The organism is Mastigocoleus sp. MO_188.B34, assembly GCF_030065675.1.
Taxonomy (GTDB): domain Bacteria; phylum Cyanobacteriota; class Cyanobacteriia; order Cyanobacteriales; family Nostocaceae; genus Mastigocoleus.
Map to the genome: position 1 here is coordinate 12,242 of NZ_JASJDK010000023.1, position 15,624 is coordinate 27,865.

The window sequence follows — 15,624 nt, forward strand, 5'->3', positions numbered from 1 at the left end:
TAATTTTTTCAATATAAATAAATATATCTACACACAATATTTATATCTGTTGGATTTATTTTTTAGTTATAGAGTAATCATTCAGATGGATTTAAGCTAATAAAGACATCTCAGTTTATTTATAATAAGTAATTTATGTTTTTATAATTTACAGAAATTTTCGGTTAAATAAATCTCATACTAAGTAAAATTTTAGACAAAATGACAAAAATTAAAACATAAGTATATAGGAATACAAAAACGTTTTTTAATTACTTGTGTACCTGTAATTTATTTACTAGTAATATATACCATAATTAATCCATAAATTACTATGGCGTTATTATTTTATTTGTGAACATGTAATATCGATAGGAAACTTCCACAAAATCTATGTACAACGTTAATTGTCATGGATAATTTAGGAACAACATAATATAGTACTGTGGAAATAAAGCAAATATATATAATAATTCAAAAGGGAAAATAGTAATTTTAATTGCAGTCTAGGGTTACTAGTAATTTTTAATTATTCTTCCCTTAATCATCTGCAGATTGGCTGTCTTGATTTTTTGGCTTCAGACGAAAATAACTAGTTTTGTCTATATGTAGAGGTAATTGTTCGAGATTCATCCCTAAATCTTTTTGTAATTTTTGCGTTAAACTTATCGGAAAATCTAAATTAATTGCTTGATTTTCGGCAAATTTAACCAGTTCTTGAAATTGCACTTTCATTGTAGTGCGTTCGTAATTAAGTAATTTAAGATGGGCTGTTTCCGACAAATTTTGTTCTTGCATTGCTGACTTCATACGCTCTTGCAAGTGTTCGTACTCTGACTTTAGGAGTTTGAGTTGTTCTTCGACTTGGATATATCGCTCACCTAATGAGAGTAAATCTTCGCTAGCAGGACTAGGCGATATTTGTTTGATTAATTGCTGTAAGTGTAAATGAACTTGAGCCAAATAGATACAGTCAAGATAAGCATATTCTATTTGTTCTTCACTAAGTGGTCTTTGTCCCCATTCACTACTTTGTTGTTCTTTATCTATGTCTTGAAAATTACAAAGTTTTACCGCTAAAGTTTCAAGCCTATAATTAGGCACCGGTAAAATATAGTAAGGAATTTTTTTGGCTAATTGATAGGTACAGGTAACGTTTTTGGCTTTCTTTTTACCTAAAAATCTTAAATCGTAGCTAGCGTTGTGAAATACCTTTTCAATCTCAGGATTTAGCATTATTCCTTCAATGAATTCATTAACTAGCTTTGTTTTTTCTAACACATCTAAAATACACGTACATTCACCACTGAGATCGTTAGGATTATCCAAGATTTGAATTAGGGATAATCTGGGATTTCTACTCTGATAATCAGCAACTTCTGTATCAATCCACAAAGTTTTTGAATGAGTATATTTTGCAATCAGAGAACGGATTTCACTGGCTGATGTTAGATATGGCATTTTAGGAGTTTATAAGAATTAATTACAGCGCAGTCAATTGTTCACATTAACATTTTCTCATTACCATTATTGAGTAGATTTTGATACTAATCATGCCGTTTCTGTATTTTTTTCTGATTTTTATAAGCGTGTAAATACTTTGTTTTAATCCACAAATGTTATATGTTCTTCGATCCCCAGTGTGTATTTCCTTCACATCTGGGAATTTCCCGAATACTCGCCACACCTCCCACACTTTCCACAACCCTCTCATTCTAAAAAAGGATAATTAAATCCGGATTCATTATGATTCCTGACTTCCAACTTCTGACAGACGTAGCATGCTAAGTCTCTACGACTCCTGACTTCTTTCTCACCATTAGAAAAGCAGTCAGCTACCGCACACAATTCTGTAATAAATGAGCGCTAATTTATAACTCTTCATCAACAATTTTTATAATTTCTCAAGTTTTCTTTTTATTCGGAAAATACATTACTAGTTAGAGTTCTCCCGATCGTAAAATAGAACATGTTTTGTATCAGTCGTAACTGCCTGCAGTGTAACTAAGGCAATACTTGCCAGTTAAATTACACCTGCGTCAATCTGTATACATTGGAAAATCGTAGCAATCAAATATTCTGGTTCAACTTTTATGAGTTCGCCGATTCGCTTTTTAATGTGTTCTCCCGAACACTATGATGTTGACTATGTCATTAACCCTTGGATGGAAGGGAACATTCACAAGTCATCGCAACAACGTGCTGTGGAACAGTGGCAGAAACTTTACCATGTTCTCAAGGATAAGGCGATAGTTGACTTGGTTCCACCGGAAAAAGGTTGGCCTGATATGGTATTTACAGCTAATGCTGGATTGGTGTTAGGTGAAACCGCAGTTTTAAGTCGTTTTTTACATAAAGAGCGCCAGGGAGAGGAACCCTATTTTAAGAAATGGTTTGAAAATAACGGCTTTACAGTCCACGAATTACCCCAAGATTTACCTTTTGAAGGTGCAGGAGATGCACTTTTAGATCGAGAAGGACGTTGGTTATGGGCGGGTTATGGTTTTCGTTCGGAGTTAGATTCCCACCCATATTTAGCTAAATGGCTTGATATTGAAGTATTATCTCTAAGACTCATTGACGAAAGATTTTATCATCTCGATACTTGCTTTTGTCCCTTAGCAAATGGCTATTTGCTTTACTATCCTGGTGCTTTTGACTCCTATTCCAATCATTTAATTGAAATGCGAGTTGCACCAGAAAAACGTATTGCAATTAAAGAAGCAGATGCGGTAAATTTTGCTTGCAATGCGGTCAACGTAGAAAGCATTGTCATCATGAACAAGGCTTCGGATAATCTCAAAGCACGTTTAGCCGAAGTTAATTTTCAAGTAATTGAAACTCCGTTAACTGAATTTCTTAAAGCTGGTGGTGCGGCAAAATGTTTAACATTACGAGTAACTGAACCGGTTCGTGAAGAAATTCATGCTACCACTCAAGTAGAAAGTCGCGTTATCCGTATGGAAGGACATTTACTTGATTCTGGTTTAATTAACCGTGCTTTAGATTTGATTGTGGATAATGGTGGTAGTTTCAAAGTTTTAAATTTCCATTTGGGAGAGCAAAGACAAAGTACTTCGGATGCACAAGTAAGCGTCTCTGCTCCTTCCCATGAGGTTATGGAAACTATTTTCTCCCACCTAATTGATTTGGGTGCGGTGAATTTACCAGAAGATGAACGCGACGCCAAGCTTCAACCTGTCACTCAAAATGGTGTAGCACCGGATGACTTTTATGTTAGTACTATTTATCCCACAGAAGTCCGAATCAATGGCAAATGGGTGAAAGTACAAAATCAGCGCATGGATGGCGCGATCGCAATTACTCAAACCCCAAAAGGTCTAGTCGCCACATGTAAAATTCTTCGAGATTTAGAAGTAGGGGAAGAAGTAGTTGTAGACGTCCAAGGTATTCGCACCATCCGCAAAACTGAATCTCGGGAAAAACGTAATGCAGAAGAATTCAGTTTTATGTCGGCGGGGGTTTCCAGCGAACGTCGCGTAGAATTAGTTGTGGAGCAAGTCGCCTGGGAATTACGTCAAATTCGCGATAGTGGTGGTAAAGTAGTTGTCACTGCAGGACCAGTAGTTATTCACACTGGTGGTGGCGAACATTTATCTCGGTTGATTCGAGAAGGATACGTCCAAGGATTATTGGGAGGAAATGCGATCGCCGTTCATGATATCGAACAATCGACTATGGGAACCTCCCTTGGTGTAGATATGAGTCGGGGTATAGCAGTACGCGGAGGACATCGTCATCACCTCAAAGCGATCAATACTATTCGCGCTCATGGTAGCATCGCCAAAGCAGTAGAAGCTGGAGTTATTACCCATGGTGTAATGTATGAGTGCGTAAAAAATAACGTACCTTTTTGTCTGGCTGGTTCCATTCGCGATGATGGTCCCCTACCGGATACCCGAATGGATTTGATTCAAGCACAAAGCGAATACGCCAAACTGCTTGAAGGTACAGAAATGATTTTAATGCTATCCACCATGTTGCACTCCATTGGTGTAGGTAATATGACACCTGCGGGAGTAAAAATGGTTTGTGTAGATATTAACCCAGCGGTAGTTACCAAATTGAGCGATCGCGGTTCTGTAGAATCTGTTGGTGTGGTGACAGATGTAGGTTTATTCCTGAGTTTGTTGGTACAGCAGTTAGATAAGTTAACAAGTCCTTACACTGCTAAGATGGCTTAAATTTATTTATAGAGGCGTTCCGATACAAAGTCTCCAACCCTGGGACGTCTCTACCAAATTTTTTAGGGTTAATTAACGGTTACGAACAACCTATCTTTATTTATTTGAACTACTACAGTTAGCCCGTCTTTCCTGAGAAAATCTGATGTAACATACTGACTCAAGTTTGTAGCTGTGCTTTAGAGCCACAGCTTAATTTTTTAGTGTGTCCGTTAGGACATAGCGCAACTACGAACTTTATCGTAAATATTTTACCGGATACGATATCACAGTATTAAATCAGTGAATGCACGAATGCATAGGAAAATGCATAGAAAATAGATAGTAAATTTGATTCAACTTCCTTAACAATTTTCCATAAACTGTTAAAATTTTTAAAAAATAGAATTTAAATTTTACTCAAAACAAAAATGCTGCAGGGAATAACTTTCAGAAAGCAAATAGAAACCGTTAACTGGGCTAGCTTTATCGCAGATTTTCTCCTAACGGGTATGGTGGTTGGTCCTCTGGCTGCTCCTTTTCTAGCTGCTTCAGGTGTAGCAAAGTTACCCATAATTGCAGAGATTATTTATTTTATGGGTCATCACGTGTGCCCACAGCCAGAAATGGGGATAGCCCTTAAATCTCCTTTCCTTATGGCTGTATGTATGCGCTGTTACGGAACTGTAACCGGTTTATTACTAACGCGCTTGCAGTATATACCTACAAGAGGTCAGGGTTTTTATTGGCTACATCAATACGGATGGATTGGTGCAGCAGGAGCTAGCATCTTAATGATGGCATATCCCTTGGAGCTAGCAGCAGAAGTTTTTGGATGGTGGAGTTTTAATAATTACGTGGTGTTTTTATTTGGTTTAATTACAGGTTTAGCCTGGGGGTTATTTACCATGCCAATATTGCACAACAATCAGAAGTAATTTTCAATAATTTCAATTTTTCCACACTTTAAAGACAAACATTGAAACTGCATAGATACATGTATATGCAGTCATTTAACTTTGTGCTGGCGTAAAGTAAATAAATATTGGAGATTAAGCTTCTGACAAATATCGGTTAAAGCAATTGGTCCATAGATACTGATGAGAACTCCCAAAAGTATATGGACTATCGGTTCATTTACTCCAAAGCCTTTGCTCAAAACTATTCTTAAAACAGACGCAAAAATACTATGAGCAACAAAAATTTCAAGAGATAAAGTTCCCCATCTAGATAGGAAAGGTAAAAGATTTAAGTTCGCTAAGATATTCGCCAAAACAACCGAAGCAAAAATCCCAACGATTGCAACTAAAGGAACAGTTACGATATTTTCAGTTATCCTAAAGTTTGTAGCTATACCTAATGCTAAATACCCACCTAAAGCTATCGACCACAAGACAAGATGGCTCAATCGATTTTTCGCAGCAAGTAAATCATAATGACCTATATACTTACCGATGATTATTCCCAGCGCCACATATAAAGCATAACGACGTGCTAAATATAATATACCCCAAGGTCCAAAACTCACATCCAAAACATGCAAGCAATACACTGCAACAGAGATAGCAAAAAAGACTGCGGGCGTTATTTTCAGTTTATATAGCACCCCATATAACAGCACAATTACAAACAGCGTATAAAGAAACCAAAACTGCATTTGGGGTTGATAAACTATTTTCCAAATATCAGTAAGGGATAAACTATTGTTTGTGTAATTAGATGCAATTAACTGCAGTGTACTTTGGAATATAGACCAAACAAAATACGGATAGGCTATTACATAAATTTTATCTAGGATAAATTTTTTAAACGGTTTAGATAGCGATCGCTGAACAAATAAGCCCGAAAGAAAAAAGAATAGGGGCATATGAAAAGCATAAATCCAGCGATCAATAAACTCTAAGGTGGGAGAATTAGGAATAATTGAACTGTTAATTAAACCCCTGATGACATGTCCAACTACAACCAAAAAAATGCCAATACCTTTTGCATAATCAACCCAGAGTAAACGTTTTTGTTTTCGTTGTTTTTCCGAATCGACCTGTGATGATGCTAATTCTCTTGAAGATGCTTCTCGAACCATGTAACAAAAATCAATTTACTTAATCAACGAATAAGGCAAACAACACTAACTAGCAAGAATCCAATACTATGAGATACAGGATTAAGAAGTAGAAGAGCTGTTGAATTAAAGACTTTTATTGAATTATTTTTAAGTTTCTTATTGTTGGGAAGTAAGGCGTTTTTTAGTTTAGAAGCTGATTATAGAATCATCATATTACATAAAGTATGAAAGTTACATAAAGCATTAAAGTAATAAAAAGCATGAAATCGATACTGATAATATGACTTGCATCACTGAAGAAAATATCATTTTTGATTTATCAAAATATTACACAGTAAACATAAAAATATAAATTTTCATTATTTATCAGTTTATTTTTCAAAGGCAGTAATTTCTTTCACGAAAGCTTGAATATATTGACGATGATTATATTTTTCTATCATCAGCTGATAGCCTTTCTCGGCTTGGACTCGGGCTTGTTTGGGGTTGTTTAGCAGCTTGAGAATCACTTCGCGTAACTGCTCGTCATTTTCAGGATCGACCCCAAGCACGATTCCACTATCAATCAGGTCTTGGATAATTCCTGGACAACGAGTAATGACCACTGGTCGACGACAAGCAAGTGCTTCAAACATAGTAGTTAATCCAGCTTGATAATTGTTTTTAAACAAACTTATAACAGCTAAGTCGCAATCACGATAAAGTTGCAATAAGTCTCCCCAATCATAAGCATGGCAAGACATGTTATCTGGTAAAATTTCCGGGAAAGCTCGCTTGCATGCAGCTGCATTCGGTGAAACCGCACAAATTTTGACATCAATATCCAAATCGTGGGTTGCTTTAGCTAGAGTACAATAGTCGCGTTTTTCTAGCCCTCCACTAGCAATCAAGGGGCGTCGTTTATTCTGAGAAATCGATCCGGGTTTAAAGAAAGATATATCCGTAGGTTGTTCTAAAAATAAGCAGATGCGATTTTGTGGCAAATTCAGATATTCACTGAGGAAATCTGCTTGAGAAGGAGTGTAGGTCATAAACAAATCAACACGTTTGCTCATTTCCAGCATTTTTAATGCGAAACGAGATCTTGGACGGTTGACATTATGAGTAAAAACTATTATTTTTGGTTTTTCTTGCTTACTGCTACAAAGAGTTGCAATTGGAAATCCCACATCCTCACCCGCACAGAAAATTACATCTTCGCTTCCAAGATTGAGCGCTAATCGACGTGCTAGCGCCCAATGTTGCGGACTGCTGATGACTTTAGCACGTACGGTATCTAGAGGTAAAACCTCCTCTGTAACTGGTTGATAAATAGTTGCTTTTAAAGTTTGACTTATATCCCACATTACGTGGCAAGGGCGTTTTCCTGCTTGAGCATCTTGGTGTATGCCCTCGAGGTCAAACTGCCGGCTAAGTGCAATATGGTATTTCAAGACGATTTCCTAGCTGATTTGTTGGGCATTATATTATTCTGCTAATAATAAGTTCTAGAGTATTTTTTTGCAAAAAGGAAATGTAAAGTCTTTGCCTGTAAAAACAGACTTTATATAAATTTTGTTTTGTAAAAGTGTGTTTAATTAGCTTTAAACATAAAAATAATTTACTATAAACTGACCGCAGATTCGCAGCCATATATAGTAATTTTAAATCATTGTAAGATCGTTAATCTTGCAGATAGTGTTGATTATGGTAGCTTGTATATTATATGTCTTAATATTGTATGCCAGTGCGTTATGTCGCGGTGATAAATGTAACTAAAAAACATTATCTTGCACGCCAAATACACCCTTATTTAGGGTATATTTATACGCATCTTCTAAGCTCTCAAATCTTAATCAAACCTTTTACATACTAAGTAACAAAATTTGACAAGCAAAATTTGAAAATATCAACCAAAAGCAAGATCGAAATTACGGATACTCTTATGTAGGATGTAAGACTTTTCCGAATCTATAATTCCACTTGTGATTAATTTCTCTAACTTGGAACGGAATTCTGAATAATGTTGTGCTGTATCTTTTGAGCAGTAAGTAACTCGATTCGATTTATCTGTGATACCTTTTTCCAATACATCTAGAGTTGGTATGGAATATGACCATTCTGATGGGTCGAATGCATCAATTAACAATCTAATTAATAAAATTCGAAAATAATCGTCTTCAAAAGGAGCATTACTCTTTTGAAACCAACGGTAAGTGCAAATTACATAGTTAAAATGGATAAATCCCCACTCCTGTTTGTGGCGATCGATTTTATCGGGTTTTGTTTGACATTGAGGGTAAAGCATCGTGTCAAATGTATGTGCTTTATCGTGAATTACACCGTTATGACCTCGATGTTCCCAAGGTTGGAATTGACGTGCCCAGCTAATATCAAACATTATTTCCCAAGTTGCAGTCAGATGATTCATACCATGCTCTTCATACCAGGAATCCCATACAGGACTAACTCCTAAACACATCAAATTACGTTTCACACAAGTCTGGTAGTGAATTTTCATAAAGTCATCTTTGGTAATAAATAAATCAGCATCATGCAATAGAGCATGGGTACTAACACTCGCATTTATACCTCTGACAATTTGTAACCAATGGTTGTTATGGGGATTATTTTGATAACGAGCAATTAGCTGTTCTATAGGATTAGGATTAATTAAACGAAGTGGACTAATATCAAATTTTTTTTTCCATTTATCAAAACATTCAGTAAAACCACTCACTTTTCGATCAGGAATTACAAGAGTTTCAATTAGACCTTCAGAGTCCTGATTCGCAGATACTTCCAAAGCAATTTTTAGGAAGACCGGTAAGTCACCAGGGACTGGGAGTAAAACCGTGTAACCATCAATGGGCTTTTTGTCATATCTATCCCACTGAATATAAGACCATTTGGATAAAGTTGGTGTTTTTAGCATGACAATTTCCTCACAAAATACTTGGTGTTTTTTGTAGTGAGTCTAAAATTTATTTATAGCGACAGGGCTAATTTAGCTCGTATAATTTTGATTTTTTGTCATTGGAGTTTCACGAAAAGTATGCACAATTTTTATGAAGGTATTTTTTGGATGCTTTATACTATCGAACTTCAATCAAATAGAACTTTTGATTTTATATTAGTTATGTGAGTAGTTCAAACATACGAAGTAAGGTCTTGACTTATTCCAACTGTAACTGCCACAACAAACCTATTAAATCCAGTTTGATATACGAACAAATTTTAGGTACACACCATTAAACTTATTGCTTGAGTTATCCTAATGTTCCAAAGAGTAAATAGCAATTAAGCAGTAAATTTCATAATAAAAAACGTAATGCCATATAGTTCCAAATCAATAAAATCCTGAATAACTAATTTCTAACAAACAGAACTTTCAAATGTTATCTGTTTTCAGGAATAACATTAGACTCCTAAAATTCATAACATAACTATCTCGGAATTTAAGATCGATGGTTATCTAATGATTGAGTAAAAAATATTAGTGACAAGGTATTACTCAAAATTTTATTCGCATAGGAAACACAAAACTAGTCACTATTTATATGGGTAATGAAGATTACTATGAGTGTACTTCTCAGTTAGTGATATTGTTCAGTACCTTATTGAGTTGCATGGTACACTATTTTTCTTTATTTGTTAAACTTTTGGTAAATTTATCGGATAGGAATTATCAGCTGACTTGTATATTTAAACGTTTTCAACCTTTAAATATCAGGTAGCTTAGCGCTAATATTTTTTTTCGTTTTTCTCTTTGATTTATCATGTAAATCTGATTGCTGGTTTCAAATAATTAATCTAAATCATCTGACTTTTGCTGTGCTAACGCCCCACAATACCTATAGTACGCTGTCGCTAGGATCCGCTAATGACTTGTGTGTAGCGCCATACCTATTTGAATTAAGAGCAATGTGAACTGATTGTAAAAAAAACAAAAAAAGGGTCGTATCACGACCCAGTATTTCATATATATACTTGGATTTATCCAATTGATAATATTTTTTGTTTTTCAGCACTAAAATTCTTATTATTGATGGAAATTCAACTAAATCCTGGGATTGCTTGAATTGGTAAGCCTAAACCCAAATACATCCGAATTGATACAAGTAGAGCGAGTGTCCCAACAAAAAGAGCAGTTGCCCAAATATCCTGAATCATACACAAAAGCTTTTCTCGCCAAAGACCGTATATATTCACTAGATATAAAGGTAAGTCGCTCAGAGCAATTACAACTATCACTCCCAAGCTACCAACAAAGTTAAATGCTAGGGGCAATCCCAAACTAATCATGAGAAACCTCACAAAATTGCTTTGGGCCGAATATAAGGGTTTACCAATTGCCAGTAAAGCCGGACTATTAGTATAAAACAAAACAGAAAACCAAATTCCCGTACATAAAATTGGCATCATCCAAGTAGCGTCAATATACCGATTGTCATAGAGCCCCTTGATAACCAAATCTCCAACACTCACCAGACCAGCTAAAAATAGTGCAAATCCTACCAGTATTTTGCGGCGTTGATAGAGAATTTTCGATCTTAGAGTCGCTCTGGGTAGATCCTTATGTCTGGAAATCGTGGGGAAAATAACTCGGTTGCCTAGTTTTTTAATTATTTCTCGTGGCATCGCAGCCAAAGTATAGGCTACGGTATAAATACCCAACATTTGGAAAGATAGTAACTTACCTAATATTAGACGGTCAGCTTGTTCCGCAAGAAACATTAAAGCTGTTGCAATAAACATCCATCTTCCAAAAGATAAAATCTCTTTGAGGGCTTTTTTATTCCAGCAAATGCGGTTGCGAAATTTGTTACTTAATTGATGCGAAACCACCATTCGAAATAAGTGTAAAGAAACTCCACCAATAGCCAAAGACCAAATATTTGGTTTGTACCAAGCTAAAGCCAACATTACACCCATTGAAAAAACCTGGGCGCTCAGGTCAAACAACATTAGTTTGTCCAGAGCTAACTGTCGGTTAAGTACGGATAGATTGGTGGAAGCCAAACCAGACAAAACAGAAGAAAAACCAACAAACGGAAGCAACCATAACAACCGCTCATCTTCGTAAAACTGAGCAGCAGGTACGGTAATAATTAAGCAAATTAACCATAAAACAAAGCCCCGAATAATTTGAATTGTCCAAGCAGTATTCAAAAATTCAGGTTCTTCACCTTTGGAGTTAGAAACAATGCTCTGACCAATACCAACATCGGAAAATAGCTCTAAACTAATCAATAATGTGTTGACAACAGCCATCAAACCGAAAAATTCTGGTACTAGTAGGCGAGTCAAAATAATATTATTAATAAATCTAAGACCTTGGGAGAATCCAAAACCAGCTATTGTCCAAAATGCGCCTTTATAGGCAAGCTTTTTAATCGATGTCATATTTTGTTGTTATAGTTATCTCACAAGTTAAAGCTCTGGTTTTATTGTTCAAACTTACCCATCATTGATTGCTCAGATATTGCCGAGTGTTTTTGAATAAGAATGGAATAGTTCAACTAATTTATCAGCTTCTCGTCCAATATTGTGTCTGAGAAATACTGACTTCGATCCTGCTTGACCCATTTGCGCTAAATCTTCTGCTGGTAAAACTAGAGCACTTCGAATAGCGTTCTTAAGTTCTTCTATTGAACCTGCTGGAACTAACCAACCATTAACCCCATGGTTCACCAGTTCTGGAATACCTGCAACATAAGTACTGATGACCGGACGTCCCAATGCTAATGCTTCCATAATGACAACTGGTAAGCCTTCAGCAAAACTTGGTAAAACTAAAGCTCGAGCGTTAGCGATGTAATTTTTGACTTCTTCACCACTAGCCCATCCAGTGATTGTCACCTGTTCTTCTAATCCATATTCTTCAATTAAGGCTTCAACTTCTGGTCGCAGTTCCCCATCACCGACCAAAGTTAATTTGCACTTTTTACCTTCCTGTGATATTTGACCCACGGCTTGTAATAGTAGTAACTGTCCTTTCTGTTCGCACAAGCGCCCAACACAGGTTAAATGGAGTTCAGAAGAAATATCCTTAACTTTTTGATTTAAAAAGTTTCCATCGACTCCGCAATGAACGACATGAATTTTTGACCATTGCTTGTAGTCACACCACCGATAAAGCTGACTTTTTCCAAAAGAACAAATAGCAACAACAAAGCTTGCTCGATTAATCTTTTGTGCGATCGCTAAATCCTGAATACGATCGAATTCTTCTGGACCGTGGACTGTAAAACTATAAGGGGGACCACCTAAAGCATTGCATAACATTGCAACTGTTGCCGAGTTGGTTCCAAAATGAACGTGAAGATGGTCAATATCTGCCTTTTGCAGCCACCCTAGTAAAACACAGGCTTCGGCAAAATAGATGAGATGGTAAAAAATACCTCGTTGTGAGGTTCTACCAATGTTTATTGCTAACCATAAAGATTTCAGCCAAGGAATAGGAGCTTTGAGGGCTACTGCAAATAGCTGTGTTAATAAGCCTTTAGGACCAACATCTAAAATAACTTTTGTTTTTTGAAATTCATTTTTGTCATCGGGATCTATAAGTTCGGATTCGCATTGTCTGACCGAAAATCTTTCTACTGTTAATCCTGATTTTTCAACAGCAGCAATTTCCCGACGAATAAAACTATGACTGACTTTCGGGTATTGGTTAACTAAATAAGCTATTTTCATCATCACCTTTAGATGCACGCATCAAGCTATTCCTACCATCAGAAATCATAAACAAATAGCAATAAGTGTATTTTGGTAGTAAAATATACAGGGAAAATTCCAAAAAGGAAGAAATTAGGATTCAATTTTAGAATTAATCACTAATTCATTTTGGATTCTAGATCATAGCTGATGGTATTTTTTTATATTTTCAGTGAAGTTCTAGAAAAGCTATAGATTACCTGTAAAGAATACTTATTCCCATAGGCATCCAGTTTGATGATTACAATTATGCTTGGAGTAATAAAAGAACAGGGAATAGAAAGTACACTAAATTTTTGAAGCGCAAGCCCAGGTTATAAAAACAAAAATCTTTGGAATAGTTAGGATTTTAGACCTGAGGAGTTACACTTTTATATTCAACTAATGTTCGTTGTCGTCGCAATAACCGGGAAACATGAAACTGTATTTGTCCTTGAGCTTGAGGAAATTTTCCTAGCATACACCAGATAGCATACAAACGAGCATCTGATGCTGTCAGTTCTCTTCTTTGCGCCGACTGATATATTCGGTAAGTTAATAAAAGATAAGCAGATAAAAGTAGTAATAAACTTACACCTAAGGTAAACCAAGCTGTAGCTAAAGCTAACAGAGGTAGTATCAGTCCCCAAAACCAGATGCTATGACTTTCCTTCAACCAATGTCGTTCCGGAGAACGACCATGCAGCCAAGAACCTTCTGCATATGCATGACCCGCTCTTAGCGATCGCTTCCACCATTGTCCAAACTGGGTAATTTTCGCATCGTGTATGGTCATGGGAGCATCGATCCGAAAAATTTTACCTCCAGCTTGTCGCAAACGTACGCACAATTCTGGTTCTTCACCCGCAATTAATTCAGGATTAAATCCACCGACGGATTTAAAAGCACTGACGCGCATCATCGCATCACCACCACAGGCTTTAGCTTCTCCTATGGGAGTATCCCACTCAATATCGCAAAGACGGTTGTAAATTGAGTCGTTGGGAAATTCTTCTTTCCTTCTACCACAGACCACTACAATTTCTGGGTTTTGCTCTAATTTTTTCAGAGCAGCATCCCACCATTGTTCTACAATCCGACAATCTCCATCCACAAATTGCACAAACTCGATTTTCGAATCCATCTGCTGCAGATGTTCAAAACCTGTATTTCTTGCACGAGCTGCTGTAAATGGAATTGATAAATCTAATTCTACAACCCCGACACCTAAAGATTGAGCTAATTGTACGCTACCATCTGTAGAACCAGAATCAACGTATACAACAGTTCTATTTTCTCCAATTGCAGATAATAGGCTTTTCTTGAGACGGTTACCTTCATTTCTACCAATAACAACTACCCCAACTGATGTCATAATTTTCCTCGCTGGTTAATTTACATATTATTTTTTGTACCGCAAGACCTTTAAAATCAACAAATTTTAGTTTTGACACTACAGCATTTATTTCTAGTAAGTCAAAAAATCTACCAAAACAATAAAAATTCTTTAATTTATGAATCTTTTATTTATCAGCTTAATTCTTATCTGCAAATTTAAATACTTGAATACTAAAATTACTTCCACTACTTTTGGATGTAAACAGTGAGTATCAAATAAAATTATTTTTTTCGTTTTACATTATTTATTGGAATCGTTCTGTAGTGAGTTTTTTAGCTATACTCAGGCTGGAAGACTTCAGTTTTTTCTATTTCAGAATAATATATTAAGTATATTAACACACAGTGTTGTCCAAAGTTTATTTTTTCTATAAACCTTTAGTAATACAGTTACTATTAGCACCAAAAAATAACGATAAAGATAGCTTTTAGAGATAACAAAAGGATTGTATAGTTATTATTAATACCCTGTGATGGCTCTTTCTAAAACTCACCAAAATTAGTGTTGTATCGCTCGATTAATTCAAGCCAAAAAAATTAGTCGCAACTTAATTTATTCTTCCAGTTTAGTAAATAGTCCGTAACTCCATGAAAACAGCACTTGCTTTGGAAAGCACTAATCATGTTATCCAACTTCAAACAATTAAAGCACGCATAATAACCAGTTTGTTAGGAGGTATTCCCCGTCCTTTAGGGACAATTATGAGACAGTGTTTGTACAAAACAATATTTGCGTATATGGGACAAAATGTTTACATTCAAGCAGGTTCAGAGTTTTTAGGTACTAACGCCATTGAAATAGGTAATGATGTTAAAATAATGCGAGATGTTCGCTTGAATGTGAAGGCAATCAATAGTTTTATTCGTTTGGGCAACAAAGTTTGCCTAGATCGAGGTGTTGATATCAATGCTGCTGGAGAAGATTGTTTGCTCGAAATTGGCGATCGCTCCTATCTAGGACCATATGTTTGTATGAGTGGACCTGGTCATATCAAAATAGGTAAGCAATGTCTAATCGCTTCACAAACGGGCATGTATGCTAACAATCACAGAGAATATGGGCTGAGTAGAGAAGGAATTATCATTGAAGATAATTGTTGGTTGGGTACAGGAGTTAGAATTTTAGATGGAGTAACTATAGGTTGTGGTAGTGTAGTTGGGGCGGGAGCTGTAGTAACTAAGGATATCCCTCCTTATTCTGTAGCTGTTGGAGTACCAGCAAAAAGAATAAAAGCCAGTAAGGGTGGTTGTGTTTGATGTTTTTATCTGGTAAAAATTTTTAATATTTGTCTTGGAATTATAGTTTTTTTGAACTATAGT

General features: G+C 36.0%; 10 protein-coding genes. 3 read left to right on the top strand and 7 right to left on the bottom strand.

Translation table 11 applies throughout. The features are described 5' to 3' along the window. Positions 1 to 519: 519 nt before the first annotated feature. Complete coding sequence (locus QNJ50_RS08485) at positions 520 to 1,440, bottom strand: ribonuclease D (RefSeq protein ID WP_300634060.1); 921 nt, start codon at positions 1,438 to 1,440, stop codon at positions 520 to 522. A gap of 632 nt (positions 1,441 to 2,072) precedes the next feature. Here QNJ50_RS08485 and QNJ50_RS08490 point away from each other — a divergent pair. Both QNJ50_RS08490 and QNJ50_RS08495 read left to right on the top strand, forming a co-directional pair. Next, positions 2,073 to 4,184 carry a TIGR00300 family protein gene (locus tag QNJ50_RS08490; protein WP_300634061.1) on the top strand — a complete coding sequence of 704 codons (2,112 nt, stop codon included), beginning with the start codon at positions 2,073 to 2,075 and terminating at the stop codon, positions 4,182 to 4,184. Between the two features lie 410 nt (positions 4,185 to 4,594). Continuing rightward, the gene (locus QNJ50_RS08495; protein ID WP_300634064.1) at positions 4,595 to 5,101 is read left to right on the top strand and encodes a DUF2085 domain-containing protein; all 507 of its coding nucleotides are present in this window, start codon (positions 4,595 to 4,597) and stop codon (positions 5,099 to 5,101) included. 71 nt (positions 5,102 to 5,172) lie between these two features. On the opposite strand, the gene QNJ50_RS08500 is transcribed toward QNJ50_RS08495, so the two are convergent. The 6 genes from QNJ50_RS08500 to QNJ50_RS08525 form a co-directional block, all read right to left on the bottom strand. Continuing rightward, positions 5,173 to 6,246, bottom strand: coding sequence for an acyltransferase (locus QNJ50_RS08500; protein WP_300634067.1), 1,074 nt, complete (start codon positions 6,244 to 6,246; stop codon positions 5,173 to 5,175). Positions 6,247 to 6,599: 353 nt separating this feature from the next. Next, the gene (locus QNJ50_RS08505) at positions 6,600 to 7,661 is read right to left on the bottom strand and encodes a glycosyltransferase (protein ID WP_300634069.1); all 1,062 of its coding nucleotides are present in this window, start codon (positions 7,659 to 7,661) and stop codon (positions 6,600 to 6,602) included. Positions 7,662 to 8,116: 455 nt separating this feature from the next. Next, the gene (locus QNJ50_RS08510) at positions 8,117 to 9,142 is read right to left on the bottom strand and encodes a hypothetical protein (protein WP_300634071.1); all 1,026 of its coding nucleotides are present in this window, start codon (positions 9,140 to 9,142) and stop codon (positions 8,117 to 8,119) included. Between the two features lie 1,121 nt (positions 9,143 to 10,263). Then, the gene (locus QNJ50_RS08515) at positions 10,264 to 11,613 is read right to left on the bottom strand and encodes an oligosaccharide flippase family protein (RefSeq protein WP_300634074.1); all 1,350 of its coding nucleotides are present in this window, start codon (positions 11,611 to 11,613) and stop codon (positions 10,264 to 10,266) included. A gap of 72 nt (positions 11,614 to 11,685) precedes the next feature. Continuing rightward, complete coding sequence (locus QNJ50_RS08520; RefSeq protein WP_300634076.1) at positions 11,686 to 12,909, bottom strand: glycosyltransferase family 4 protein; 1,224 nt, start codon at positions 12,907 to 12,909, stop codon at positions 11,686 to 11,688. Between the two features lie 367 nt (positions 12,910 to 13,276). Beyond that, the gene (locus QNJ50_RS08525; protein ID WP_300634079.1) at positions 13,277 to 14,281 is read right to left on the bottom strand and encodes a glycosyltransferase; all 1,005 of its coding nucleotides are present in this window, start codon (positions 14,279 to 14,281) and stop codon (positions 13,277 to 13,279) included. Between the two features lie 611 nt (positions 14,282 to 14,892). Between QNJ50_RS08525 and QNJ50_RS08530 the strand changes: the two genes are divergently transcribed. Further along, a complete protein-coding gene (locus QNJ50_RS08530; RefSeq protein ID WP_300634082.1) occupies positions 14,893 to 15,561 on the top strand; it encodes an acyltransferase in 669 nt (222 codons plus the stop codon). Positions 15,562 to 15,624: the final 63 nt, after the last annotated feature.